Raw genomic sequence first — 26,558 nt, 5'->3', positions numbered from 1 at the left:
CCGATGGTTCGGGTGACTATGCGATTTCTTGTGTCAGAGCCGACGGGAGTGCTCATATACCTTTCCCGCCGGGTATGGGTTCACGGTTCGCTTAGAACAGGCGGTCCAGCCACTCGTTCTTGTCCGGCGCGCGGCCGAACTGGATATCGGTCAGGGCTGCCTTTAGGCGTTGCGTCGTAGCGCCGGCATTGCCGTCGCCGATGGTGAAGCTGTGCTTGCGGCCCTTCACCTTGCCGATCGGCGTCACGACGGCCGCCGTGCCGCAGGCGAAGGATTCGCGCAGGCGCCCGCTCTCGGCATCCGCCTGCCACTGCTCGATCGAATAGGGTTCCTCGCGCACCGTCAGGCCCATGTCGCGCCCGAGTTTGATCAGCGAATCGCGGGTGATGCCCGGCAGGATCGTGCCTGTGAGCGGCGGTGTCTGCAGCGATCCGTCGTCGAAGACGAAGAAGACGTTCATGCCGCCAAGCTCCTCGATCCAACGCTTTTCGACGGCATCGAGGAAGACCACCTGATCGCAGCCTTCACGCTGGCCTTCGGCAAGCGCTGAGAGGCTTGCGGCATAATTGCCGCCACACTTGGCAGCACCGGTGCCGCCCGGAGCGGCGCGGGTGAAATTCTCGGAAACCCAGAGCGTGACGGCAGATCCGCCGCCCTTGAAAAAGGAGGCAACCGGCGAAGCAATGACGCAGTAGATGTATTCCGCCGATGGCTTTGTGCCGAGGGCGACTTCCGTACCGATCAGGAACGGCCGGAGATAGAGCGACGCCCCTTCGGCGGTCGGGATCCATTCGCGATCGATCTTGACCAGCTCGCGGACGGACTCGACGAAGAGCTCTTCCGGCAAGCGCGGCATCGCCAACCGCTCCGCCGAATTCTGGAAACGGCGCGCATTGGCGCTCGGGCGGAAAAGGGCCGCACCGCCGTCCGGCAGATGATAAGCCTTCATGCCTTCGAAGATTTCCTGCGCATAGTGAAGCACCACGGTCGCGGGATCGAGAGGAAGCGCCTTGCGCGGCTCGATCTTTGCGCTGTGCCAGCCGCGATCCTGCGAATAGCGGATCGTCACCATGTGGTCGGTGAAGATGCGGCCGAAGCCCGGGTTCTGCAGCAGCGCTTCCCGCTCGCTCGCCGTCGCGGGATTAGGGTTTTTCTGGATGTCGAAGGTTAATTTTTCGCCGGTGCTCATGGCTCCTCCAATGCTTCTTGTGTCGCGGCTTTCGCCGCCCATCTCCCGAAGGATGGTGTAAATCAAATCGGGTGGTATTTGATTGCGTTTACGCCTGTTCTCACGCAAGTTTAAGAGCGATTTGCATAAAATTATGAGGCGAATCGCTATTTCTCGCTTGCAAGCTGGCTATCGGTTTCATCGGCTTTCCATCAGAGCGCTTCCGCAACGGCTTCAGCAGCGACAACGCCGGTTTCATAGGCACCGTGCGCGGTCGAATAACGCGTCTTCGAGCACGCTTCCCCGGCGAAGAACAAACGTCCGTTATGGGGAGCGGCGAGGACGCTGCGCAGGTCGGACGCACCGGGTGTCGCATAGGAATAGGAGCCGCCAAAGAAGGACTCTCCCGCCCAGGCCGACGCCGCCAGCGGCGACAGCGTCTTGCCGACATCGGCGCCGAAGACGCGCTTCAACTGTTCCACCGAAAAATCAAACATCGCATCGATGCCATGCCTCTCCAGATCGAGCGCAAGGTCGGCGGCGAAATAGGCCTCGATAACCGGAGCACCGAACGGCTTCAGCTGATAGGCCCCCGTTCGGCGGCTATGCTGCGATCCCATCACATGCGCATCCTCCGGAAACATCCGAGGTTCGGCTGTGCGAAGAAAGAGTTTGTTTGCCAGACCGAGCGGCAGGCGGGAAGCTGCTTCGATCTTCTCCGGCAGAGGCGGCCAGAAGGCGATACGTCCAGCCGCAAGCACATTGGTGGAAACAGTGACGACGACGGCCCTCGCCCGCAGCTCGCCCTTGCTCGTGGAAAGCACGACATGGCCAGCGCCGCTATGGTCGATGCGGCTGACCTCGGCGCCGAGAACGGTCGGCACCGGCAAGCCGTAGGTCGCAACCAAAGTGCCGTAGCCCTGCCGCACGCGCCAGTCAGGACCAGGGCCGGGATCGTAACGGCCAAGATCGATCACCGAGGACTTGTCGAGCTCTCCTCCGGTCATGAAGGCGCCGACGGCGTAAATCCTTTCATTCCACGGATCATCAGGCGACAACATGGCCGAGAGATCGGCGTCTGCATCTCCCTCGTACTCATAGACCCGCTCGAAGAAGGCGTTGACGGCGGCAGCCGCAGCCTTGGCATCGGGATCGTTCTGTTCCAATCGATGGCCGCCGTCGCTCCAGGGCGCAGGCGTGCGATCGACGGTCAAACCCACCTCTTCGGTAATATCAGTCCAGGCGTTGGTGCGCGCGCCGTGCAGCCAGCCGCAGCCGAGATCGAGCGCGGCGGCATCGGCTCCGAACGGATGGATCGAACGGGCACGGCCGCCGACGCGATCGGACGCTTCGAGCAAGATGATCGAGAGATCCGGCCGAAGCAATTGCAGCTGTCGGGCAGCACTTACTCCTGCCGCTCCGGCACCAATCACGGCAACGTCAATCTCGCCGCCTCTCCAGGATTCGATGGGCATTCCAATTCCTCTTCGCGCAAGCGCTGGAGAATAATCCAGCCGCGCGACTTGGTGATATGAGGCTCGCCAATCCGCCGGCGCGAACCCTGTCGATCATGTGTAGCCGACCTCGGCGCGGCCTGTAAACGGGCGCAACGACGGGATACCAAATTGCCGCATTGAGCTGAAACCGCGAATGTCGTACGTGCTTCATCTAGACAGATAGTGAGGAAGATCGTGCGGAAACGGACCTTCGGGACAACACTCTCGACCGCGACGCGTAGTATTGGAGGCGCTTGTGCCAACACAGCTCAATAAGACGGCGGCCACACGTCGCGCCTCTTTCAAATCGCATTCGGAAACACCGATGTTCACGAAGGAGTGGTCTATCCCCGCGATCCTCAGCGTCTTCCTGCTCGGCGTCTGCGGACTGATCGCCTATTTCACCTGGACCCTCATGCCGCCGGCGGCGACAGCACAGAACCATGTCGACGGAGCTGTCACACTCAGCGACGGCAATGGTCAGCCGATTGCCGATCCCGCGCCGAAAAAGCAACCATAGCTGTGGCCGCAGCCACACCGACCGATAGCGGAAAAACGCTGGCCATGCCCGTGAGCGATAAGCTCGCACCTGACAAATAGACCATCAAATGGCAGGCCCTTCCACCGACGGCCACAGGACCAAAGGCAGCTGCAGCTTTACGGCGGCATCCTACTTACAGGGCTGACTATCCGACGACGCACTTCTTGACGAAATGCAGCCAGCTGTCGTTGCGCCGGATGGTCGCGCGCGGCAGGCCGAACGGATCGTCGCCCGGTCGCGCCCGACCGCGGCGTGTCGTCGTGGCGGCGCTGTAACCGGCTTCATAGGCAAGCACGCGATCGAGCGGCGTTTCGTCGCCATAGGGAAAGCAGAAGGACGAAACGCCTTCGTCGAGCAAATCCTCGAGCAGCTCGCGCGAATGCGTGATCTGACGGCGCGCCTCTTCCATCGGCAATTGCGGCAGGCGAACGTGATCGAGCGTGTGCGATCCCACCTCATGCCCGAGGCTGTGCCAATGCTTCAGCTGTTCGACCGACATGCAGGGCGCCTGAGCCACGCCAAGGGGGACATCCCAGACATTGCTGCCGCCGATCTGGTTCGCCACAACGAAATTCGTGGCGGTGAAGCCAAACTCCTGCAGCACGGGCAAGGCGTTCTCATGGACATTGGCATAACTGTCATCGAAGGTGATGGCAGCGACTTTGCCGGCCTTCTCGCCACGGATGTAAGGCATTGCCTCACGCAGCGACACACCCTGAATTCCAAGCTTTTTCAGCCATTCCATCTGACGGCGGAAGGCTTCGGGATGGACGACCATGCTTCTGAACGGCGCCTTGCGCGACGGCGGCACCGCAATCTGATGATATGCGAGGATTGGAACAGCCACGATGGATCGTCTCAGATGATGCGGCGCGAGCGAAGCGCGATCTTGGCGCGATAGAGCGGCCGCAACACCTCTCTGGAGAGCCGCTCTGCCAGTGTCTTGCGACTCTTGATCGTACTGCCGCCGAGCTGAGGGGAAATTTCACGCACGCCGCCAGGCAGGACCGAGAGCGGCGATACGCGCGTAAACCAGCTCATCTGCACGGTGGTATCGACGGGCCGGTCGAAGACGGAGGTCGCTTCCAGCAGGCGGATGGCGGCATCTCGGCTGACGAGCTGGGCCACCATGCCGAGACCTATCCTCGTCGGTTGAATGACATCGGTCTCCCCTTGGGAAAGAACAGATCTGCCATGCTCCTTTCCCATGCGAAACGGGAAGCGAATGAACGAACCTGGCTTCAGGCAGGCCTTGGCGGCAGCAAAGGCCGCATGGAAGGGGTCGTCGATCTCGACATCGTCCTCGAAGATGAGACCTGCGTCGATATTCTGTTCGACAATGGCAGCCCAAGCCTTGCGATGCGACAGAAAGCAGGCAATCTCGCCCGTGCTCATGGCAAACGGATAATATGGCTTCTGCAGCCGAGGACGATAGACGCTATCGATCTCGACGGCACTCAGAGTGCGGCCATCGACTGCCTCGATGATCTCGCTTTGCACCGGAAGCTTTGCAGCAAGCCTTTCGACCTGCGGCATGCGATCGCGGGCACGATCCAGATGGATGATGAAGCCACGAATGACGGGTTGGCCGGGCGTGTCCAGAACAGCACCGGCCGGATTGGACGCAGGAGCGAACTCGAATCCCGTATGAGATCTTTCGAGCGGCATCGCCGAAGACGGGTTGAATTCGTGGGCTTGCATGAATGGATACCTCGAGGTCATATTTCGCGAGGCTCTAGCAACCCTGAATGAAAGCGAGCTTAGGCAAACCTGAGGCGAAACTGAAAATGGTTGTTTTCAACTGCTCTGAACAACTGAAGGAAGCTAAACGAGCATGCTGATGCGGCCACTCGCCATCTTGTCTTCGACCCAGCGGCGTTCATCCAGCCAGGCATGGCGTTTCCACCCTTCCCAGCTGAAACCGCACAGCTTCACCTCCCACTCGTCTGCAGGCAATCGTGACAGCACATATCGGATGCCGAAGAAGCCGGTGCTCGGAAAGAGCTGGTGCATCCGGCATTCGGTGACACCGAGTTCCTCGCAGCCCTCGATGTAAAACTGCGGCGGCATGATGCGGATTTCCTTGCCGGCAGCACCGACCAATTCGATCGTCCGCATCGTCCAATCGCTTCTTCGGCCTTTCAGGCGTGAGAGCAGGTTGGGCTTGGGGTGATACTTGCGGATGATATCGGGATGATAGGCAAGCACGACCTCCTTGGCTGCCGTGAACGTCGCGCTGGTCAGGAAGGTCGGGTCCGTCAATCGGCGCTGCATAGGCTTGCTGGAAGCTGCAAGCATGAGAATATCGGTGCGTGAACCGCTCATGCCGATCGAAGCCTTCGGCTCGTTGAAACGCATCGCAAATTCTGCATTGTCCACGACCTCAGAGAGGTCACGCTGCAGCTTGCCATTGCCAATGATGATTGCCGTCTTGCGGGTCAAATATGAATATCCATCAGGTCTGAAGTCGCCGACCTAACGGAGCCGAATGAAGCCAAACTGAATGGCGGATCGGGGAAGGATGCATAAATCCTGACACGAACCTGAAAGCCGTCGCAATGTCACCTACGAGCAACAGCAGTGCCTGAAAACCGGGCTCAGCTCAGATTTGCATGCCGCCCGCAGGCCACGCAAACCCGATCGCGATCATAAATGGATAGCACCCTGCCGAATCAGAAAGGAGCCCAAACGGGCTCCTTGAAATCACGCTGAAGTGGATGCTGCCTATTCGACCGAATTGAACTTCTTCACCTGAAGGAAATTCACTGCACTTCCGCTGAAGCGTTCGGGATCGATCGAAGCCGTCTGTACCTTGAAACCATCCGTGTAAACGGCAGTCGGTTGGGCACGGAGCGTCGGGCTCACGAAGCGCGGCGCCTTGACCGGGCGGTTTACAATCTCGACCCGGGCCTTTGCGATCGCCCACTGCGAGATCATCTTCTCCGTCAGCGTCGGCGCAGTCGTCACCGTTGCGCGGCCCGAATCGGCCACCACGGCGTCCTGCTTGTTCGGCCGGCCGCCCTTGGTCGCGATACCGGCGGCAATCGGACGTTCCTGTGGCGTAGTCGGCTCGAACCCGTCATTGAAGCGACGGCTGCTGGCCTTCACCTCGTTGCGGACCGGTGCAAGCGCGGCCACCTGCATCGGCATTTGCTGTGCGGGTCTCTGCTGCGGCAGGACGGCGGCAATTGCCTGCGCCGCATCGTTACCGGCAACCATGCCGTTGCCGGCGGGCGCCAGTTGATCCTTGGACGCGACGTTGTTCGACGGCTGCATCATCGCAACCGCATTATTGGCATCCGATCGATCAGGACGGCTTTGCTCGAGAGCCGCAATGACCGAAGGCGAAAGTGCACCTGCGTCAGCCTGGTCGTCGGCGGCCTCCTGATCGGCATCGGCTGATGCCAGCAGGCTTTCGGCCAATTCCGGACGCTGCGCCGGCACCGGAACGGCAGCCAGTTGGCCTTTCATGTCAGCCTCGGCCGATGCCACTTCGGCATCCCCGGGTGAACGACGGTCAAGCAGGGACGGCACGGGCACATGATAGGAGCGAAGGTCGGCATATTGCGGCTGGTCGCCCGTATCCGGCATGGCGGCGGCAAGAGCATCCTGCGCCGCGTTACGCGACGGTGAGACGAGAGCGGAAGCCACGTCGCTGCCGGCAGGCTGATTGCCGAATGCCGGGCGAACCTGCGGAACGGGCGCGTTTACGCTGGCAACTTGAACCTGGGCCGGAGCCGGAGCGGCGCCCTCGTCACCATCATCACTGGCAGCCGGAGCCGGCTGGCCCTTGCGGGCAGCTGAGGCGACAGCCACCGGTGCCGCCGTCGTTCCGCTATCTGCATTATCCTCTTCCTCATCGGCCCCGCCACCGCCGAACAGGCGGGCAAAGAAGCCGCGGCGCGGCGAAGAGGAGCTGGCGATCTGGATATCGTCGGACGACATACGGCGCTTGTAATCGGCGACTGCCTGCTGGTAGCCCGGCAACGGCCGGCCGTCCGCCGGAATATGCATCGTCTTGCCATCCGGGAAGAGGCGGACGAGATCCTGGCGATCCATGCGCGGCCATGCGCGCACGCCGCCGACATCCATATGCACGAAGGGCGAGCCGGAGGTCGGATAGTAGCCGACGCCGCCTACCTGCAGCTTCATGCCGATTTCGCGCAGCTTGGTGAGCTTGACGTCAGGAATATAGAAATCCATCGCGTTGCCGAGCATGTGCTGGCTCTTCTTGGCAACGCCGGTATGGGCGGAGCGCGTGCGCAGCATCTCGTTGGTGCCCGGCGAACGGAAACCGCAGATCACATAGATGAATTCGTGTGAACCGCTTTCGCGGTAGACTTCCCAGATCAGGTCGAACAGGCGCGGGTTCATCTTGGTCGGCTGATTCTTGCGCCAGTCGCGCAGGATGCGATTCAGCTTCTCCAGGCCGTCCGGATCGAACTTGCCATTGCGCTTGTAGGTGATGACGGCCTTCTCGCCGGTATGGACGTAGTAAATCTTGAGGCTGCGGGTTTCACCGCCTGCCTGAGAGGGAGTGCCGACGAAAACAGGGGTAGAAACGGACAAAGCAAGGAGGCCAACGGCTACAACCTTGGCCACCTTGCTAAATAGGTTAGAGCACGCAGAATGCCAGCTCAAGCTATTAGGCTTGGTATTTGCACTCAAATTCGGCAATTCGATCCCCGTCCGACAGACAATGTCGCATCGTGTTCCAAATGGCTGTCAATTGCGGTGACACGATGGCAAAAATGCCACACATGGTCGACCCCTTCATACATGGTGAACGATGCACTAACAAGTGCTTTACGACGGGTAACAAAATATGCTTGCCTAAACGTTAAGCTTTACTTCATGCCGCGTTTTTTTGCGGGTCATCCGGGTCTATGCCGTAATCTTTCAACTTTCGGTAGAGAGTTGAGCGGCCGATGCCGAGCTTTCTCGCGACTTGACTCATCTGCCCACGATAGAATTTGAGGGCAAATCGGATCAATTCTTCCTCGACATCCGCCAGTTTCCTGACATCCCCCGAGGTATTTGTGCTGACGATGACATTGTCGGAAGCACCGGCCGACGCATCGGCTGAGGCAAGCGGAGTGGTTGCAGCCGACCCGTGCGAAACCCCGTAAGGGATCCGTTCGCTTCGTTCAGCCGCCAGAAGCTCGGCCGAAGAGGCATGCGAATTATCCACAACCAAGGTTGGATGTTCGGCAGCGAAATAGCCGGGCAGCTGTGCGGCGATCTGCGGAAAATCCGTGTCGAGCAGCTCTGGTCCCTCGGACAGGACGACCGCGCGGAAAACAGCGTTTTCGAGCTGGCGGATATTGCCCGGCCAGTCATAGGCGGTCAGCAGTGCAAGCGCGTCGTTGCTGATCCCGAGCGGATGATCGAGCTTCTGCTCCAGCGCAAACCGGTCGGCAAAAGCGCGTGCAAGATGCGGGATGTCTTCCTTGCGGCGACGCAGTGCCGGCATGGTGATCGGAAAGACGTTCAAGCGATAATAGAGATCCTCGCGGAAGCGCCCAGCCTTGACCTCTTCGATCAGATCCTTGTTGGTCGCCGAAATCAGCCGGACATTGACCTTCTGCGCGACGCGCGCGCCGACGGTCTCGATTTCGCCCTGCTGCACGGCACGCAAAAGCTTGACCTGGACTTCCAGCGGCAGGTCGCCGATTTCGTCGAGGAACAAGGTGCCGCCATCGGCTTCCATGAATTTGCCGACATGGCGCTCGGTTGCACCCGTGAACGCACCCTTCTCATGTCCGAACAGGATGCTTTCGACGAGATTGTGCGGGATCGCACCACAGTTGACGGTCACGAACGGCTTGCCGGCGCGGTCGCTGGCGGCCTGGATGGCACGAGCCACCAGTTCCTTGCCAACACCGGATTCGCCTTCCAGCACGACTGGAATGTTCGATTGCGCCGCGCGATGGGCGAGATCGATCACCCGCATCATCGCCGGGCTTGCCGAGACGATGTCGTCGAAGGTGATGCTGCTCGAGCGCGACTTGCGCCCGGCGCGGGCCTTCGCCTCGCGCTGGTCGAGCTTCAAAGCATTGGCGATCGATGCCGCGATACGCTCCGGCGATACCGGCTTGACGACGAAATCGAAGGCGCCGGCACGCATCGCCTGCACCACGGTATCGATACCGCCCTGCCCCGTCTGCACGATGACGGGTAGGTCGATGCCCATATCGTTCAGCGCGCCCAGGAACTCGATGCCGTTCATTTCCGGCATCATGAGATCGAGCACGATCACGTTGATCTGATCGTTGCCACGCTTCAGGAACTCAAGGCCGAGACGGCCATTTTCTGCCAAATGGGCAACGTGTCCGTGCCGCTCGATGGCATTCTTCAGCAGACGGCGTTGAATCGGATCATCCTCAACAACGAGAATCTGCGCGCCCCCCTTGGCGCTATTGTAGACGGTCATTGGTGCCTCACTTCATGCGAAACCTGAGGCGAAGATCGCAGAAAGGCTTGAACATGAAGTTTTGCCAAAGCATCGCATTTTAATCATTATGACGAATGTAAAAGCGCTTATAATTCAACCTTCGGTGCAGGAAAATCAGGCCTTGCAGCGGGCTTTCCAGCCGAATAGACACCATACGGATCGGACGATCCGAAAAATAAAAGCAGAGGAAATTTCGCCCATGAGCCCGACCTCGCTCCACCCCCTCATTAATTTCTCGGCCATTAAATTCTCAGCAAGCCCGGCAGCCGGCCAGGCACTTGGAGACCTGCCGGCCTGGAAGCTAAGCGATCTCTATCCTTCCTCCACGTCCCCCGAGTTCGTCGGAGATCTGGAAAAGGCCGGCAAGATGGCCATCGCCTTCGAGGAAAAGTGGAAGGGGAAGCTTACCGATGCCGCCGCCAAGACAGGCGACGCCGGCATCGGCGCAGCCATCAAGGAGTATGAAGCGCTTGACGATATCATGGGCCGTCTCGGCTCGTTCGCCGGGCTCACCTACTTCTCCAATACCATCGATCCGAACAACGGCAAGCTCTATGGCGACGTCCAGGCAAAGCTCACGGACTATTCCTCTCACCTTTTGTTCTTCCCGCTGGAGCTGAACCGCATCGACGATACGGTGATGGACGCCTGCATGGCGAACGACCCCGCCGCCGGCCATTATCGTCCCTGGATCGTCGACCTGCGCAAGGACAAGCCGCATCAGCTCGACGACAGGCTGGAGCAGCTGTTCCTGGAAAAATCCATGACGAGCGCCGCCGCATTCAACCGCTTGTTCGACGAGACGATGGCTGAGCTGCGCTTCGAGATCGACGGCGAGAAGCAGCCGCTGGAAGTCGCCTTGAACATGCTGCAGGAGCAGGACCCGGAAGTGCGCCGCAAGGCCGCCATGGCGCTTGCCGCAACCTTCAAGGCCAATCTGCGCACCTTTACGCTGATTACCAATACGCTCGCCAAGGACAAGGAAATCGCCGACCGCTGGCGGGGCTTCGAGGATATTGCCGACAGCAGGCATCTCGCCAACCGCGTCGAGCGCGAGGTGGTGGATGCGCTGGCGGCCGCCGTGCGAGAGGCCTATCCGCGGCTTTCGCATCGCTATTACAATATGAAGGCCAAGTGGCTCGGCATGGACCAGATGAATTTCTGGGATCGCAACGCGCCGCTGCCGGAAACGCCCAACGCGCTGATCCCCTGGAAGGAAGCGAAGGAAACGGTTCTTTCCGCCTATCGCAATTTCGCGCCCGAAATGGCCGATATCGCCAAGCGCTTCTTTGACGAGAAATGGATCGATGCGCCGGTGCGCCCCGGCAAGGCGCCGGGCGCCTTCGCCCATCCGACTGTACCGTCGGCTCATCCTTACGTACTGGTCAATTATATGGGCAAGCCGCGCGATGTCATGACGCTGGCGCATGAGCTCGGCCATGGCGTGCATCAGGTGCTGGCCGGAGGCCAAGGCGCACTGATGTGCCAGACGCCTTTGACTCTAGCTGAGACAGCCTCCGTTTTCGGCGAGATGCTGACCTTCCGCGCGCTCCTCGACAAGACCACCGACAAGCGCGAGCGCAAGGCGATGCTCGCGCAGAAGGTCGAGGACATGATCAATACGGTCGTGCGCCAGATCGCCTTCTACGAATTCGAGCGCAAGGTGCATACCGCCCGCAAGAATGGCGAGCTGACATCGGACACCATCGGCGAGCTGTGGCTCTCTGTGCAGGAAGAGAGCTTAGGCCCGGCGATCAAGATTTCCGAAGGCTACGAGACCTACTGGGCCTATATCCCCCATTTCATCCACTCGCCCTTTTACGTCTATGCCTATGCCTTCGGCGATTGCCTGGTAAACTCGCTCTATGCCGTCTACCAAAGCGCAGAAAAAGGCTTCCAGGAGAAATATTTCGAGCTCCTGAAGGCCGGCGGCACCAAACACCATTCCGAACTTTTGAAGCCTTTCGGCCTCGACGCGACCGATCCGTCGTTCTGGAGCAAGGGCCTGTCGATGATCGAAGGGCTGATCGACGAGCTGGAAGCGTTAGATAAGAACTGAGATCTCGGTCCTGCTTTGAGGAGAAGCAGGTCAGGCACCTTCGCCATTGCCGCAGCTTCGCGCATGGCCCCTCACCCCAACCCTCTCCCCGCCTATGCTGGGAGAGGGAGCGATCGCAACTGCTGCACCGTTGTTTGCAGAGAATGATGCGGTGGACGCAGAAACAGTCCCCTCTCCCCGCGGGCGGGGAGAGGGCTAGGGTGAGGGGCCAAGCGTAACGGCATATGCAATCATGCCTGGGGATCATTGAATCAAGACTGGATCGAAATCCGCGCATGGCCGATGCCGTACCCTACGTCCTTTTCAGGGACGACAGCACAGGACAGATGATGATCTTCGCCGAGCCGGCCGAGATCATTGTCGCCCATACGCGTGCGCAATTTTTCGATGCCCTCGATCGGATGGAAAAAGCCAAGCGGCAGGGACAATGGCTTGCCGGCTACATGGCCTATGAGGCCGGGCATCTCTTCGAGGAAAAACTCGCACCTTTCGCCGAGGAGAACAGGGAAACGCCCCTGCTCTGCTTCGGCGTTTTCGACAGCCCCGCTGCGGCCGACCATCCACTCTGCCAGCCGGCCCAGCGCTTGGAAAACCAGGAATTCTTGACAGAACCTAAAGCGGCCTGGAATTTCGATACATATAATGCACGCTTCGATAGGCTGCACCAGCATCTGCGCCTTGGCGACTGCTATCAGGCAAACCTGACCATGCCGATCCATGCGCGATGGAACGGCGATCCCCGCGCCGCCTTCTGGTCTCTGATCGAACGGCAGCCGGTGAAATACGGCGCGTTGGTCGATCTCGGCGGCCCGATCATCCTCTCTCGTTCACCGGAGCTTTTCTTCCGCACGGACGAGGACGGTTGGATCGAGACGCATCCGATGAAGGGCACGGCCAGGCGCGGCGCAAATGCTGCCGAGGACGAGCGCATCATCGCCGCCATGCTCGCCGACGAGAAGACGCAGGCCGAAAACCGCATGATCGTCGACTTGCTTCGCAACGATATCTCCCGCATCACTGAGGTCGGCACGCTGGATGTGCCGAAACTCTTCGAGATCGAGGCTTACCCGACCCTGCACCAGATGGTCAGCCATGTGCAGGCCAAGCTGCTGCCAGGCATATCGATCCGCGATATCCTTGCAGCACTCTTCCCCTGCGGCTCGATCACCGGTGCGCCGAAAATGCGGGCGATGGAAATCCTGCATGAATTGGAAGACGGCCCGCGCGACGCCTATTGCGGCGCGATCGGCATGATCTCGCCTGGTGGTGCCATGCGTTTTTCCGTGGCGATCCGCACGATCACGCTTTTCGAAGACGGTCGCGCGGTGTTCAATGTCGGCGGAGGCATCGTCTTCGATTCGACGGCGGAAGCGGAATATGAAGAATGCCTCCTTAAGGCGCGCTTCGCCGTGGGGGACCGATGGATCGACCGGTAGAGGACTTTTCCCTGATCGAGACATTGCGCTACGAGCCGGAAACCGGCTTCGTTCGCCTGCGCCTGCATCTTGCCCGCCTACAACGATCCGCCCGCCGCCTCGGCTTTTCAGCTCCAAAGAACGTGCTGGGAAAACTGGAACAGGCGGTTGCCGGTGCCGCCGCACCCTTGAGAGTTCGCCTCACTCTGGATCGCAAAGGGCAAACGGAACTGACGACGGCTCCGTTTGTCCCGCTTTTGCCTGACACCGCCTGGCGCTTGCGCGTCGCTGCGACCCGGCTCGATTCCTCCGATAAGCTGCTGCGTTTCAAAACCACGCGACGAGGCATCTATGAAGCAGCCCGCGCGGAATACCGGCCAGACGAGGCAGACGAAGTGCTGCTGCTCAATGAGAAGGATGAGGTTTGCGAGGGGACGATCACCTCTGTCTTCCTCGAGGATAGCGCGGACCTGCTCCGCACTCCTCCCATATCATCCGGTCTACTTGCAGGCGTCCTGCGCACCGAACTCATCTGCCAGCGCAAGGCCCGTGTCGGCCGCATCCGCCTCGAGGACCTGAAAGATCGCCCCCTTTATGTCGGAAACTCCCTGCGCGGCCTGATCCGCGCGCAACTCCTATGGAATTGATTGAATGTTCATTCTGTCGCTTACCTACCTCAAGGGCAATGACGAAGCCGATAAGCATATGGAGCCGCATATGGCCTGGGTGAAGGAAGGCTATGCCAGGGGCTGGTTCCTCGCTTCCGGCCGCAAGGTGCCGCGCACAGGTGGCGCCATCTTCGCCCGCGGCGAGCGAGCGGAACTGGAGGCCTATGTCGCCGCAGACCCCTTCACGATCCACGGTGTCGCCGCTTATGAAGTCCAGGAAATCGTCCTCACCACCGTCGTCGACGGATTGGAAGGCCTGAAGGCCTAAGCGGCGGAAGACGCTTGCCTTCCGCAGCATTCCGTTTATGTCAGCGAAAACCAACCTTGAGGGCAACAAACTCGTCGCATATGGCGTGTATGTTGGCCTCGACTTGACTTTGCCCGGCTAACCCTCAACAGCTCTTTATTGTGACATCAAATTATGATTAGAGCCGCTCACCTCGCGTTTTCGCGCAACTCTGATTGAATTTCGTGAACCGAACGGCGCCCTGCCTTTCGAAGGAGAAAAGAATGACGAAACAAAACTATCCGGTATATGCCGAAATTACCGGTCCGATCGTAATGATCGGCTTTGGCTCTATTGGCCGTGGCACCCTGCCCCTGATCGAGCGCCATTTCAAATTCGACAAGAGCCGGATGGTCGTCATCGACCCGCAGATGGATGCCGAGCACCTGGCGATCCTGGAAAAGCATGGCGTCCGCCATATCCAGGCCCATGTCACCAAGGACAATTACAAGGATCTCCTGAAGCCGCTTCTCACGGAAGGCGGCGGCCAGGGCTTCTGCGTGAACCTCTCGGTCGACACCGGCTCGCTCGATCTGGTCAAGCTGTGCCGCAAGCTCGACGTGCTCTATATCGACACCGTCGTCGAGCCCTGGCTCGGCTTCTACTTCGACAAGGGCCTGAAGAACGCAGACCGCACCAACTATGCGCTGCGCGAAACCATGCGCAAGGAGAAGGAAAAGAACCCGGGCGGCACGACGGCTGTTTCCACCTGCGGCGCCAATCCGGGCATGGTTTCCTGGTTCGTCAAGCAGGCGCTCGTCAACCTCGCCAAGGATATCGGCCTGAAGTTCGAAGAGCCGGATCAGCATGACCGCGAAGGCTGGGCTAAGCTGATGAAGAAGGTCGGCGTCAAGGGCGTTCACATCGCCGAGCGCGACACCCAGCGCACCAAGCATCCGAAGCCGCTCAACGTCTTCTGGAACACCTGGTCGGTCGAAGGCTTCATCTCCGAAGGCATGCAGCCGGCAGAACTCGGCTGGGGCACCCATGAAAACTGGATGCCGAAGAACGCCAAGAAGCACAAGAAGGGCTGCAAGGCCGCCATCTATCTGGAGCAGCCGGGCGCAAACACCCGGGTCCGCACCTGGTGCCCGACGCCTGGCCCGCAATACGGCTTCCTCGTCACCCATAATGAGTCGATCTCGATCGCCGACTATTTCACCGTGCGCGACAAGGACGGCGAGGTCACCTTCCGTCCGACCTGCCACTACGCCTATCATCCGGCCAACGACGCCGTGCTTTCGCTGCACGAAATGTTCGGCAATGGCGGCACGCCGCAGCCGGTTCATCACGTTCTCGACGAGGACGAGCTGGAAGACGGCATCGACGAACTCGGCGTGCTCCTCTACGGCCATGCCAAGAACGCCTACTGGTACGGCTCGCGCCTGTCTCTCGAAGAAACCCGCCGCATTGCCCCCTATCAGAACGCCACCGGTCTGCAGGTGACCTCAGCCGTTCTCGCCGGCATGGTCTGGGCGCTGGAGAATCCGAAGGCCGGCATCGTCGAAGCCGACGAGATCGACTACAAGCGCTGCCTCGAAGTGCAGCTGCCCTATCTCGGCCCGGTCGAAGGTCACTATACTGACTGGACCCCGCTCGATGGTCGCCCAGGCCTCTTCCCGGAAGACATCGACACCAAGGATCCCTGGCAGTTCCGGAACATTCTGGTTCGCTAAGAGTATAGTGTCAGCTTGATGCAAGAGGGAATGCCCGCACAGGTCGTGCGGGCATTTTTGTTACGCAAGCCAGATAAATCAAGCAGATCCCCTGGGACGTCTTGCTTTAGCTCGATGGCCGCGCCATCTTCCTTGCAACCGATACGCCTTTAGACCGCCTCTATTTGCGGGAGATATTTATGAAGATGAGAACCGTTCTTGCCCTCCTCGCTGCTGCGGCAGCTTTATCTGCCTGCGTGGATTTTGGTGGCTCCAGACCGCCGCCGATGGCGATGAATCCGGGCGGCGGCCAGCCGCGCACGAATTCCGTGGAAGGCAGCTGGGCCGATTCGAACGGTTTGAGCTCGACATTTACCGGCGGTCGATTCGAAACGCACACCACGGATGGCACGAACCAGCAGATGGCCTCTGGAACCTACACGACCGATCCGTCGGGCATGATCCAGATCAACCTCTATTCGAACATCAAGCGCACCTCGTCGAAGGTGAATTGCTTCCTGGCCAATCCCAGCCAGCTCAACTGCACCTCCGAAACCGGCGGACACTTCTCGCTCAATCGCCAGGGCTGATAAAGGCCCGATGGACGGATAAGGCATCATGCGCGGAATGCTGATCCTCCATCTGGTACCGATCGCAGCATTGCCCGTCGCCATTCTGGCGGCGGTCCTCCCTGCAAATAGCTATCAAACCCAGGGCATCGACGCCCTTGATTGCGATGGCCCCGCGAGCGTCCTCCTTTTCGCCGTACCGGCTTTGCTCATTTACGGCGCCAGCGCTATTCTGCTCTATCGAAAGCGGAATCGACGCCTTCATCTTGTCACCGCCCTCTGCTGTGTGCTCGTCTTCTGCTCTGTCGGCTGGAATGCCGCTGCGGCATTGCGGGAGTCCTATGGACCCGCCTCCGTCGAGGCATGCGCCTGATCCGGCAGCGCATTTCGCCGCTTTGTAAAAATCCTATAACGCCAACAGCTTTTGCTTGCGCTCGCTCCGCCGTGATGAAAACATCTCTGTGGGGGACCGCCTTGGGGCATTGGCGGGCCGGATTGCAATGACTAACAGGAGAGACAGATGAAGCAGCCCTTCGGAGTGGGTCTTTTGGCCGCCACGCTGCTGGCGCTGAGTACCAGCGCCGCCTTCGCGGACTATCAGCTCAACATCCTGCACTTCAACGATTTCCATTCGCGCGTCGAATCGATCAACAAATTCGACGCCACCTGCTCTGCAGCCGAAGAAGCCAAGAACGAGTGCTTCGGCGGTGCGGCACGGCTGAAAGCCGCCATCGACCAGCGGCGTGCCGCCCTTGCCGGCCAGAACGTAGTCGTCCTTGATGCCGGCGACAATTTCCAGGGCTCCCTGTTCTATACGACCTACAAGGGTGCGGCCGAAGTCGAATTCCTGAACGACATGAAGATCGACGCCATGACGGTCGGCAATCACGAATTCGACGATGGCGAAGGCCCGTTGGCCGCCTTCCTCGACAAGGCGCAGTTCCCCGTTGTAACGGCCAATCTGGTGGTCGACGACCAATCGAAGCTCGGCAACCGCATCAAGAAGTCGATCGTGCTCGATATCGGCGGCCAGAAGATCGGCATCGTCGGTGCGGTGACCACCGAAACGCCTGAACTCGCCTCTCCTGGCCCGCATGTGAAGATCACCGACGATGCCGCCGCAATCAGCGCCGAAGTCGACGCGCTGAAATCGCAGGGGGTCAACAAGATCATTGCGCTCACCCATGTCGGCTATCCGCGTGATGTCGAGAAGATCGCCAAGATCGCCGGCGTCAGCGTCGTCGTCGGCGGCCACTCGCATACGCTCCTGTCGAATACCGACCCGAAGGCAGCCGGCCCCTATCCGACCATGGTCGACAATCCGGCCGGCTATAAGGTGCCCGTCGTTCAGGCCGCATCCTACAGCAAATATCTCGGCGACGTCGTCGTCACCTTCGATGACAATGGCGCCGTCAAGGACGCCAAAGGCAATCCGATCCTGCTCGATTCCTCCATTAAGCCGGATCCGACGATCCTGTCACGCGTGCAGGAGATGGCAAAGCCGATCGAGGAACTGCGCAAGAAGGTCATCGGTAATTCGCAGGGACCGATCGAAGGCGCGCGTGAAGTCTGCCGCGTTCGGGAATGCTCGATGGGCAATCTTGTCGCCGATGCGATGCTTGACCGCACCAGGACGCAGGGCATTTCCATCGCCATCCAGAACGGCGGCGGCCTGCGTGCCTCGATCGGCGCCGGCGATGTCAGCATGGGCGACGTGCTGACCGTGCTGCCCTTCCAGAACACGGTTGCAACCTTCCAGCTGACCGGAGCCGACGTGAAGGCGGCACTCGAAAACGGCCTTAGCCAGATCGATGACGGGGCGGGCCGCTTCCCGCAGGTCGCCGGCCTCAAATACAGCTTCGATAAATCGAAGCCGCCGGGCAGCCGTCTTGTCTCCGTCGACGTGCAGGAAGGCACCGAGTTCAAGCCGATCGATCCCGAAAAGACCTACGGCGTCGTCAGCAACAACTACATGCGCGCCGGCGGCGACGGCTACGCCGTCTTCGCAAAGGACGGCAAGAACGCCTACGATTTCGGCCCCAATCTGGAATCGGTGGTCGCCGATTATCTTGGCGCACACAATCCGTACAAGCCTTACACGGACGGCCGCATAACCCAGATAGCCGCGGCAGCGCCGGCTGCACAGCCGGAACCCGCAAAGCCCGCCGATACCACGCAGACAGCGCCGGAGCAGAAGCCGGCGGCGGCCGCTGGAGATAGCGGTGGCGCGTCGTCCGCGACAACCCCTCCGACCTCCTCGCCTCCCACGGTGACAACGCCAAGCACCACCATGCCGGCAAACCCGACGGCTACGCCGTCTGCCCCGGCAAAATCGGATCCGGCAGCCTCGACACCCGCCACCTCAGCTCCAGCGGCTGAAACGCCGGCTGCGTCTTCACCCGCGACCACGGCTCCGGCAACAGCGACGCCGGAGGCCAAGGTCAACGAGCCGCCAAAGACGCCGACAACCCACATCGTCGTCGCCGGCGACACGTTCTGGGATCTTGCCAAGACTTATTACGGCAATGCCAAACAATGGCACAAACTCGTAGCCGCCAATCGCAATATCAAGCCGCATCATCTGCCGGTCGGCGAAAAGTTGAAGATTCCGGCCAAGTAAGACGATTTGTCTCGCTTGCTCCAGCCGGTCCGGGCTTTCCCGGACCGGCTTTTGTTCGTATGTGAAGTGCTTCATATCTTGAGAGGAATTCAATCGATGACAGCAGCCCTGACCACGCTTCCGCCCGATCACCCCAGCGTGAAATACGGCAAGGTCGGCGTGCTGCTCATCAATCTTGGAACGCCCGACGGCACCGACTACTCCTCGATGCGCCGCTACCTCCGCGAATTCCTGACAGACCGCCGCGTCATCGAGTGGTCGCGCTGGAAATGGTATCCGATCCTGTTCGGCATCGTGCTCAACACCCGGCCGCAAAAGGTCGGCAAGGCCTATGAGACGATCTGGAACAAGGACAAGAACGAGAGCTTCCTGCGCACCTATACGCGCAACCAGTCCGACCTGATGGCCGAACGGCTGCGCGACCTGCCCAACGTCAAGGTCGACTGGGCCATGCGTTACGGCCAGCCCTCGATCGCCGATCGCATCCAAGCGCTGAAGGACGATGGCTGCGAGCGCATCGTGCTCTTTCCGCTCTATCCGCAATATGCGGCGGCAACGACGGCAACGGTCAACGACAAAGCCTTCGAGAAACTGCAGAAGATGCGCTGGCAGCCGGCGATCCGCACCGTCCCGCAATATCACGACGACGAGACCTATATCGAGGCGCTCGCCAATTCCGTCACCCGTCACCTCTCGACGCTGGACTGGCAGCCGGAAAAGATCATCGCCTCCTTCCACGGCATCCCGATGTCCTATTTCAAGCTGGGCGATCCCTATTACTGCTTCTGTCAGAAGACCGGCCGCCTGCTGCGCGAGAAACTGGGTCTTTCCGAAGATCAGTTCATGGTCACCTTCCAATCGCGTTTCGGCCCTGAGGAATGGCTGCAGCCCTATACGGACAAGACGGTGGAAGAGCTTGCCAGGAACGGCACCAAGCGTATCGCGGTGCTCAATCCCGGCTTCGTCTCCGACTGCCTTGAGACGTTGGAAGAGATCGCGGAACAGGCGGCCGAATCCTTCCATCACAACGGCGGCGACAAATTCACCCACATTCCCTGTCTCAACGACAGCGAAGACGGCATAAACGTGCTGGAAAAGGTCGTGCGGCGGGAGTTGCTCGGCTGGGTGTGACGAGATCGCCGGGATTGATCCCGGCGACGCGATCCTACTGAAGCTGCGGCTTTCTGAGGAAGCTGCCGCGGTCGGCGGATTTGACGCGCAGCCAGGCCTCGCGGCCATCGCGCAACACACGCATGGGGATCTCGGAACCAGCCGGACCGCTCTCCCAGATCTTGCGGTAGAAATCCGCGAGCCCATCGACTTCGCCATCCCGGATTTCGGAAATGACATCGCCGCGACGCAAGCCAGCCTTGGCGGCCGGACCACCCTCGGTGACGCTCATGACGACGACTTCGCCATTGCTTTCGGCCGAGAAGGCACCGAGCCAAGGCCGCGGCGGCTTGTTGACGCGGCCGCGCTTGATCAGGTCGTCCAGGATCGGCATCAAAAGGTTGATAGGCACGATCATGTTGATATCGGCGCTGTCGCCGTTCTCCGTCGCCATCTGCAGATGCAGCGAGCCGATGCCGAGAAGCTTGCCGTCCTCATCGATAAGAGCCGCACCTCCCCAGGATGGATGGGCGGGTGCCGTGAAGATCGCCTCGTCGAGCAGATATTCCCAATAGCCGGCGAATTCCTGCTTTGCGACGATCTTCGCCTCGACAAACTGGCCGATCCCGTCAGCGATGACGACTTCATCACCGATCTCAGCCTTGTCGGTATCACCGAATTCGAGGGCGGGCACATCGAGAGGCCCGAGCGCCTGCACGAGGCCAAAACCCGTTTCCTGATCGTAGGCAAGCGCATGACCGGGCACGACACGGCCGCTATTGGTCGTGAGCCAGACCTCGTCGGCTTCGGTGATGAGATAGCCGATCGTCAATACCAGGCCGTTTCCGCGGATGACGACGCCGCTACCTTCCCTGCGTGTGCCGAGGGTTGCCGCCGTGAAGGCGTCTTCCGGAATTGAGGCGTGCACGGCCACAACCGACCGCAAGGTCCTATCTAAGTTCATAGCTTCACCCTGATAATGCGCTAAGGCTGGCCCGAAAAGCTGCGTGGCAGCGGAGCCGGAAATCTCCATATAAAGTATGAATATCAATCGCCGGACGCAAGACCCAGACGGTGATTGGTTGACCTACCTCATAGCAAAACGCCTGCTGTAGCCCCATTCCTCACTTGCTGAGAACATGCTAACCCACCACATAAGATTGAGCTGCCGCCTCGTGAGCTCGACCGAGCATAGCGAGGCCAAACAGTAGCGGTTTAGGCGACGCGAGCCTGCTCAGACAGCCGCGTCCATGGAGGAGTTCGATGGTAGTGGGTGGTTTCAGCATCGTTGTGATTGCCTTGGTGGTCTTCGTCATTCTGGTGCTGTTTGCAGGCATCAAGACCGTACCTCAGGGCTATCGGTACACAGTTCAGCGCTTCGGCCGCTATATCCGCACGCTGGAACCGGGGCTCAACCTGATCGTGCCCTTCATCGAAACAATCGGGGTGCGGATGAACGTGATGGAGCAGGTGCTGGCCGTGCCGACGCAGGAGGTCATCACCAAGGACAATGCGAGCGTATCCGCTGATGCAGTCGCTTTCTTCCAGGTGCTGAATGCGGCGCAGGCCGCCTATCAGATCACCAATCTGGAAACCGCGATCCTCAATCTCACAAAGACCAATATCCGTTCCGTCATGGGCTCTATGGATCTGGACGAGCTTCTGTCCAATCGCGATGCCATCAACGAACGACTGCTGCGCGTGGTCGATGAGGCCGTAGAGCCCTGGGGCATCAAGGTAACACGCGTCGAAATCAAGGACATCCAGCCGCCGAAAGACCTGGTTGACGCCATGGGCCGACAGATGAAGGCCGAACGCGAAAAGCGCGCCCAGGTCCTGGAGGCGGAAGGCCTGCGCAACGCGCAGATCCTCCGCGCTGAGGGTGCAAAGCAGGCAGCCGTCCTACAAGCCGAAGGCCAGCGCGAAGCCGCCTTCCGCAATGCTGAGGCGCGCGAGCGCCTGGCCGAGGCCGAAGCCAAGGCGACCCGCGTGGTATCCGAAGCGATTGCCGAGGGTAACGTGCAGGCGATCAACTACTTCGTTGCCCAGAAATACACCGAAGCCCTGACCGCGATCGGCTCCGCCAGCAATTCGAAGATTGTCCTCATGCCGGTGGAGGCGAGCTCCATCATCGGCTCGCTCGGCGGTATCGGCGCCATCGCCCGCGAAGTCTTCGGCGACAATGGCGACGGCAACGGCGCGACGCAACCGGCCCGGCCACGCTCCGGCCCCGTCCGCACAACGCCAACGATCAATCCGCTGCCACCGAAGGAGAGCTGAGATGTTCGACAATCTCATCGTCGAACTCGGCCCCTGGAGCTGGTGGCTCGCTGGTCTGGCGCTGCTTGCCGCCGAACTCGTCTTGCCCGGCTTCTTCTTGGTATGGATCGGGCTCGCCGCGATCATCGTCGGCGCCTTGTCGCTTCTGTTTTGGGAAAGCAGCTTCTGGGTCTGGCAGGTTCAAGGGCTGGTCTTCGCCGCCATGGCTGTTATCGTCACCCTGCTCGGCCGCCGCTATCTCTATAACAACAACCAGGTGACCGACGAGCCGTTCCTGAACCAGCGCGGTGCCAGCCTTGTCGGGCGCACGGCAACGCTCGACCAGCCGATAGCCGAAGGCCGTGGGCGCATTCGCCTCAATGACACTTATTGGACCGTCAGCGGGCCGGACTTGCCGGTCGGCACCCGCGTCAAAGTGGTCGCCAGCAACGGCCGCGAGCTCACCGTCGAGCCTGTCTGATCAGGCGACGCCGATCCGCAGCAGATCGTGGAAGTGCACCAGACCGATCGGACGCCGCTCGTTGTCGACAACGATCAGCGCGGAAATATTATGACGATTGAGCACGGCCATGGCGCTCGTCGCCAGCGTCGTTTCCTTCACCGTCTTCGGATTGGGGGTCATCACCTCGTCCACCAGCTTCTCCGCGAGGCTGGTGCCGAGATTGCGGGCGATATCGCCATCGGTGACGATGCCGCACAGGCAACCGTCATCATCGACCACGCCGACGCAGCCGAACCGCATCTTCGATAGCGTCATCGCCGCTTCCGGCATACCGGTTCCGAGCTTGACGAGCGGCACACGGTCGCCCTTGTGCATGATATCGGCCACGTGCGAGAGGCTGGCGCCGAGTTTGCCGCCCGGATGGAAGGTGCGGAAATCCTCGGCGGTAAAGCCGCGTGCTTCCAGAAGAGCGACGGTCAGCGCATCGCCGATCGCAAGCTGCAGCAGCGTCGATGTCGTCGGCGCCAGACCGTGCGGGCAAGCTTCCTGCTCCTTGGGGAGCAGCAGCACAACATCCGATTCACGCGCAAGCGTAGAAGTCTCGCCGGCGGTGATCGCGATCATCGGGATCGAGAAACGGCGGGAATAACTGATGATGCCGCGCAGCTCGGCGCTCTCGCCGCCCCAGGAGATGGCAATGATGACATCATCCTGGGTAATCATGCCGAGATCGCCGTGATTGGCTTCGACAGGATGCACAAAGAAGGCCGGCGTTCCGGTGGATGCCAGACTTGCGGCAAGCTTGTTGCCGATATGGCCGCTCTTGCCGACGCCGGTGATGACGACACGACCTCTAATATCGCCGATGAGCTCGACGGCGCGGCTGAAGGGCTCGGCCAGACCATTGGTCAGTGCGCGTTCCAGCGCTTCCATGCCCCGTCTCTCGGTCTCGATCGTTCGCATTGCGGATTCGATCGCACCGTTCTCGATGAGTCTTACAGCTCTCTTATTCATGAGCGAGGCCTAACGCTTTTCTGCAAATCTGTCCACCAAAGATCGACTTATGGCGATACGACAGCCTGCAGCGCCTTCCCGACAAATATTATCGAACCCTTTCTTGTCGCCATCACTTGGCAACCAAGCGTTAACCACGCGGCTTTACACTTGGGTAAGAATTTAGGTCATTTCCAGCAGGGTCAGATATAAACAACATGGGCATCGGCAAGGACAAGGCGGGTCGTGGTGCCTTCCGGCTGGCGGCATGGGCGACCTCCGCCATGCTCGGCTGGGGTATCGCATTTGCCGCACCGCTGCCGGTCAACGCGCAATCCTTGCCATCCGACCAGAACGCCGACGATACCTTGCCAGCGTCGACGACGGCATCTCCGACCGATCCAAATGCCGCACCCAACACCGACAACCAGGCGGCCACGCCAACAAACCAGGCGTCGACCTCCAGCGACGCACCCTTGAACGCGCCGCTGCGCCTCACCGGCATCGACCCTACAACCACCGGCTCGACGCTGGATAACAATCTGCGCCGAGTGAACCTGCGCGAACCAAGCGTTGATGACCTGAGAGCCCGCCGGTATCCGGATCGGGCAGATGCACAGGGCATCCCGCTCGGCACCTTCACTCTGAAGCCTTCGATCAACCAGTCGATCAACATCGAGCGGGATCGCACCGGCGACACCAAGGATAACCGCGGCTTTTTGCAGACCGACTTGCGCAGCACCCTGACTTCGGACTGGGACAGACATGCCCTGACCGTCACCGGTGAGGGCGTCTGGCAGAAGAACATCAGCGGCACTGGCGAGGAAAAGCCAACCGTCAACCTCAATGCCGACCTGCGTCTGGATCTTCCCGCCGACACGACTGCGCATGTCACCGCCGGCTATCAATTCTACCGTGAGGACACGAGCGATCCGAATGCGATTGCCGGCGCATCGAAGCAATCCGCCGTCAACCAATACACGGCCGGGCTCTCGCTGGAACGCGATTTCGGCCTGCTGCGCGGCACGACGGCCGTGGCGCTGACACGCAGCGTCTATTCCGACGCCGTGCTTTCGGATGGGACGACGGTCACCCTCAGCGATCGCAATCAGACGGCCGGAACCTGGCGCGGCCGCATCGGCTACGAGCTGTCGCCCGCCATCATTCCCTTCGTCGAAGTCACTCTCGGTCGCGCCGTCTACGATCAGACGCGCGACAGCAACGGTTATGCCCGCTCGAACCAGAGCTATGGCGGCAAGGGCGGTGTCGAATTCGACCTCGGTGAAAAATTCAAGGGTGAGCTTGGCTTCGGCTACCAGCACACGCAATTCGACGATTCGCGCCTGGGCTCGGTCGACTCGCCGACGATCGACGGCAGCCTCGCCTGGTCGCCGCAGCGCGGCACCGATATCAGCGTCGGCCTTTCGACGACCGTACAACCTTCGACCACGGCCGGCCTCAGCGGCTACACCGCTTATCAGCTCACGAGCACCATAAGCCATCAGCTGCGCGACGATCTCACCGCCAAGCTGACGGGAGGCCCGACGTGGCGCAATTACCCCTCCAATGGCAGCGCCGCCGACGAAATCGAATACGACGCCGCGTTCGGGCTAACCTGGGGGATCAACCGTTACCTCGATCTTACCAGCAATGTCGGTTATCAGCTGACAACGCGGGATGTGGGCGACAGCACTCGGCAGTTCCAGGCCGGCCTCGGTTTGACGGTAAAACGCTAGGCACCGCCTTCGCTTAGATCCAAACTACCAGCTCAAATGAATCGAGGCCCGGCATATGCCAGGCCTCAAGATTTTCTCAAAAGGTCGGATCCCTATTTCAGGGCTGCGATCAGCGCCTTGAACTCGTCCTCAATGGTCGGGCGGATGTCGTCACGCGCCAAGGCGAAGGCGACGTTGGCAAGGATGAATCCGTCCTTTGCGCCACAGTCGAACGTCTGGCCCTGGAAGTGATAGCCGGCGAAATCCTGCGTCTTGGCAAGCTTCAGCATGCCATCCGTCAGCTGGATCTCGTTGCCGGCGCCGCGCTCCTGGCTTTCGAGGATACGGAAGATTTCCGGCTGGAGGATGTAGCGACCGTTGATGAAGAAGTTGGACGGAGCCGTGCCCTTGGCCGGCTTTTCGACCATTTCCGTGATGCGGAAACCGCTGCCGATCGTCTCGCCGACGCCAACGATACCATACTTATGGGTCTGATCAGGCGCACATTCCTCGACGGCGATGACATTGCCGCCGCTATGCTCATAAAGCTCGATCATGCCCTTCATGCAGCCCTTTTCGGCGCGCATGACCATGTCGGGCAGCAGCAGCGCAAACGGCTCGTCGCCGACGATCTCGCGGGCGCACCAGACGGCGTGGCCGAGACCGAGCGGCTCCTGCTGGCGTGTGAAGCTTGCCGTGCCGGCCTTCGGCAACAGGCCGCTCAGCAGCGACAATTCGGCATTCTTGTTACGCTGGCGCAGCGTCTGCTCAAGCTCGAACTGAATATCGAAATAATCTTCGATAACATGTTTGCTGCGGCCGGTGACGAACACGAAATGCTCGATGCCCGCTTCCATCGCCTCGTCGACGACATACTGGATCACCGGCTTATCCACGACGGTCAGCATTTCCTTCGGCACCGCCTTGGTCGCCGGCAAGAACCGCGTCCCTAGTCCGGCGACCGGAAATACTGCCTTACGAACCTTCTTATGCTGTCCCACGCATACCTCCTGGGCATTAAATCAGTTGGCACAAAGCCATTCTAAAGGTCAGTAGATTAGATTTGCTACTGTTTTGCAAATAATGA

General features: G+C 60.2%; 22 protein-coding genes and 2 pseudogenes. 13 read left to right on the top strand and 11 right to left on the bottom strand.

Going from position 1 to position 26,558, the window contains the following annotated elements; genetic code table 11:
- Window positions 1-91: 91 nt before the first annotated feature.
- Both GDN47_RS01155 and GDN47_RS01150 read right to left on the bottom strand, forming a co-directional pair.
- Window positions 92-1,189, bottom strand: coding sequence for a branched-chain amino acid aminotransferase (locus tag GDN47_RS01155; protein ID WP_113330397.1), 1,098 nt, complete (start codon window positions 1,187-1,189; stop codon window positions 92-94).
- A gap of 191 nt (window positions 1,190-1,380) precedes the next feature.
- Window positions 1,381-2,643 carry a flavin monoamine oxidase family protein gene (locus tag GDN47_RS01150; protein ID WP_152092544.1) on the bottom strand — a complete coding sequence of 421 codons (1,263 nt, stop codon included), beginning with the start codon at window positions 2,641-2,643 and terminating at the stop codon, window positions 1,381-1,383.
- 346 nt (window positions 2,644-2,989) lie between these two features.
- Here GDN47_RS01150 and GDN47_RS01145 point away from each other — a divergent pair, with 346 nt between their 5' ends.
- Window positions 2,990-3,184: a hypothetical protein gene (locus GDN47_RS01145; protein WP_152092543.1), complete on the top strand. Its 195-nt coding sequence runs from the start codon at window positions 2,990-2,992 to the stop codon at window positions 3,182-3,184.
- A gap of 166 nt (window positions 3,185-3,350) precedes the next feature.
- Here the strand turns inward: GDN47_RS01145 and GDN47_RS01140 are convergent, their stop codons facing one another.
- The 6 genes and pseudogenes from GDN47_RS01140 to GDN47_RS01120 all read right to left on the bottom strand — a co-directional run.
- A complete protein-coding gene (locus tag GDN47_RS01140; RefSeq protein WP_113355068.1) occupies window positions 3,351-4,052 on the bottom strand; it encodes a polysaccharide deacetylase family protein in 702 nt (233 codons plus the stop codon).
- A gap of 11 nt (window positions 4,053-4,063) precedes the next feature.
- On the bottom strand, window positions 4,064-4,906 hold the full coding sequence (locus GDN47_RS01135; protein ID WP_152092542.1) for a glycosyltransferase family 25 protein: 843 nt from the start codon (window positions 4,904-4,906) through the stop codon (window positions 4,064-4,066).
- A 123-nt stretch (window positions 4,907-5,029) separates the two neighbouring features.
- Complete coding sequence (locus GDN47_RS01130) at window positions 5,030-5,647, bottom strand: hypothetical protein (protein WP_152092541.1); 618 nt, start codon at window positions 5,645-5,647, stop codon at window positions 5,030-5,032.
- A 282-nt stretch (window positions 5,648-5,929) separates the two neighbouring features.
- A complete protein-coding gene (locus GDN47_RS01125) occupies window positions 5,930-7,882 on the bottom strand; it encodes a peptidoglycan L,D-endopeptidase MepK (RefSeq protein WP_152092540.1) in 1,953 nt (650 codons plus the stop codon).
- A 175-nt stretch (window positions 7,883-8,057) separates the two neighbouring features.
- A pseudogene (locus GDN47_RS32715) lies at window positions 8,058-8,270 on the bottom strand (helix-turn-helix domain-containing protein); the annotation flags it as partial.
- 116 nt (window positions 8,271-8,386) lie between these two features.
- Window positions 8,387-9,638, bottom strand: a pseudogene (locus GDN47_RS01120) (sigma-54-dependent transcriptional regulator); the annotation flags it as partial.
- 220 nt (window positions 9,639-9,858) lie between these two features.
- On the opposite strand from GDN47_RS01120, the gene GDN47_RS01115 reads away from it, so the two are divergent.
- From GDN47_RS01115 to hemH, 9 genes are all read left to right on the top strand, one after another.
- On the top strand, window positions 9,859-11,718 hold the full coding sequence (locus tag GDN47_RS01115) for a M3 family oligoendopeptidase (RefSeq protein ID WP_152092538.1): 1,860 nt from the start codon (window positions 9,859-9,861) through the stop codon (window positions 11,716-11,718).
- Between the two features lie 275 nt (window positions 11,719-11,993).
- On the top strand, window positions 11,994-13,154 hold the full coding sequence (locus GDN47_RS01110; RefSeq protein ID WP_152092537.1) for an aminodeoxychorismate synthase component I: 1,161 nt from the start codon (window positions 11,994-11,996) through the stop codon (window positions 13,152-13,154).
- Window positions 13,139-13,780, top strand: a complete 642-nt coding sequence (locus GDN47_RS01105) for an aminotransferase class IV family protein (RefSeq protein ID WP_152092536.1) — start codon at window positions 13,139-13,141, stop codon at window positions 13,778-13,780. The genes GDN47_RS01110 and GDN47_RS01105 overlap by 16 nt, the downstream gene beginning before the upstream one ends.
- A gap of 4 nt (window positions 13,781-13,784) precedes the next feature.
- Complete coding sequence (locus GDN47_RS01100) at window positions 13,785-14,069, top strand: YciI family protein (RefSeq protein ID WP_152092535.1); 285 nt, start codon at window positions 13,785-13,787, stop codon at window positions 14,067-14,069.
- Between the two features lie 242 nt (window positions 14,070-14,311).
- Window positions 14,312-15,763: a homospermidine synthase gene (locus tag GDN47_RS01095; protein WP_113330409.1), complete on the top strand. Its 1,452-nt coding sequence runs from the start codon at window positions 14,312-14,314 to the stop codon at window positions 15,761-15,763.
- A gap of 179 nt (window positions 15,764-15,942) precedes the next feature.
- On the top strand, window positions 15,943-16,332 hold the full coding sequence (gene omp10 / locus GDN47_RS01090) for an outer membrane lipoprotein Omp10 (protein WP_113395268.1): 390 nt from the start codon (window positions 15,943-15,945) through the stop codon (window positions 16,330-16,332).
- A gap of 28 nt (window positions 16,333-16,360) precedes the next feature.
- Window positions 16,361-16,684 carry a hypothetical protein gene (locus GDN47_RS01085; protein WP_152092534.1) on the top strand — a complete coding sequence of 108 codons (324 nt, stop codon included), beginning with the start codon at window positions 16,361-16,363 and terminating at the stop codon, window positions 16,682-16,684.
- A gap of 147 nt (window positions 16,685-16,831) precedes the next feature.
- A complete protein-coding gene (locus GDN47_RS01080) occupies window positions 16,832-18,931 on the top strand; it encodes a 5'-nucleotidase C-terminal domain-containing protein (RefSeq protein ID WP_152092533.1) in 2,100 nt (699 codons plus the stop codon).
- A 96-nt stretch (window positions 18,932-19,027) separates the two neighbouring features.
- Entirely contained in the window at window positions 19,028-20,062 is a 1,035-nt protein-coding gene (hemH, locus tag GDN47_RS01075) for a ferrochelatase (RefSeq protein ID WP_152092532.1), read from the top strand.
- Window positions 20,063-20,096: 34 nt separating this feature from the next.
- On the opposite strand, the gene GDN47_RS01070 is transcribed toward hemH, so the two are convergent.
- Window positions 20,097-21,005, bottom strand: coding sequence for a S1C family serine protease (locus tag GDN47_RS01070; protein WP_152092531.1), 909 nt, complete (start codon window positions 21,003-21,005; stop codon window positions 20,097-20,099).
- 299 nt (window positions 21,006-21,304) lie between these two features.
- Here GDN47_RS01070 and GDN47_RS01065 point away from each other — a divergent pair, with 299 nt between their 5' ends.
- Window positions 21,305-22,321: an SPFH domain-containing protein gene (locus GDN47_RS01065; protein ID WP_113395272.1), complete on the top strand. Its 1,017-nt coding sequence runs from the start codon at window positions 21,305-21,307 to the stop codon at window positions 22,319-22,321.
- 1 nt (window position 22,322) lies between these two features.
- A complete protein-coding gene (locus tag GDN47_RS01060) occupies window positions 22,323-22,781 on the top strand; it encodes an NfeD family protein (protein WP_113389186.1) in 459 nt (152 codons plus the stop codon).
- On the opposite strand, the gene GDN47_RS01055 is transcribed toward GDN47_RS01060, so the two are convergent.
- Complete coding sequence (locus tag GDN47_RS01055; RefSeq protein WP_113389187.1) at window positions 22,782-23,777, bottom strand: KpsF/GutQ family sugar-phosphate isomerase; 996 nt, start codon at window positions 23,775-23,777, stop codon at window positions 22,782-22,784.
- 197 nt (window positions 23,778-23,974) lie between these two features.
- On the opposite strand from GDN47_RS01055, the gene GDN47_RS01050 reads away from it, so the two are divergent.
- Window positions 23,975-25,492, top strand: coding sequence for an outer membrane beta-barrel protein (locus GDN47_RS01050; RefSeq protein ID WP_152092530.1), 1,518 nt, complete (start codon window positions 23,975-23,977; stop codon window positions 25,490-25,492).
- Between the two features lie 92 nt (window positions 25,493-25,584).
- Here the strand turns inward: GDN47_RS01050 and galU are convergent, their stop codons facing one another.
- Window positions 25,585-26,472: a UTP--glucose-1-phosphate uridylyltransferase GalU gene (galU, locus tag GDN47_RS01045; RefSeq protein WP_095435793.1), complete on the bottom strand. Its 888-nt coding sequence runs from the start codon at window positions 26,470-26,472 to the stop codon at window positions 25,585-25,587.
- Between the last annotated feature and the right edge of the window lie 86 nt (window positions 26,473-26,558).

The sequence above is a fragment of the Martinezella dioscoreae genome (genome assembly GCF_009176305.1).
Classification (GTDB): Bacteria; Pseudomonadota; Alphaproteobacteria; order Rhizobiales; family Rhizobiaceae; genus Rhizobium; species Rhizobium dioscoreae.
Note: the sequence above shows the minus strand (reverse complement) of the source record. Positions and strands in the feature narration are given on the sequence as shown.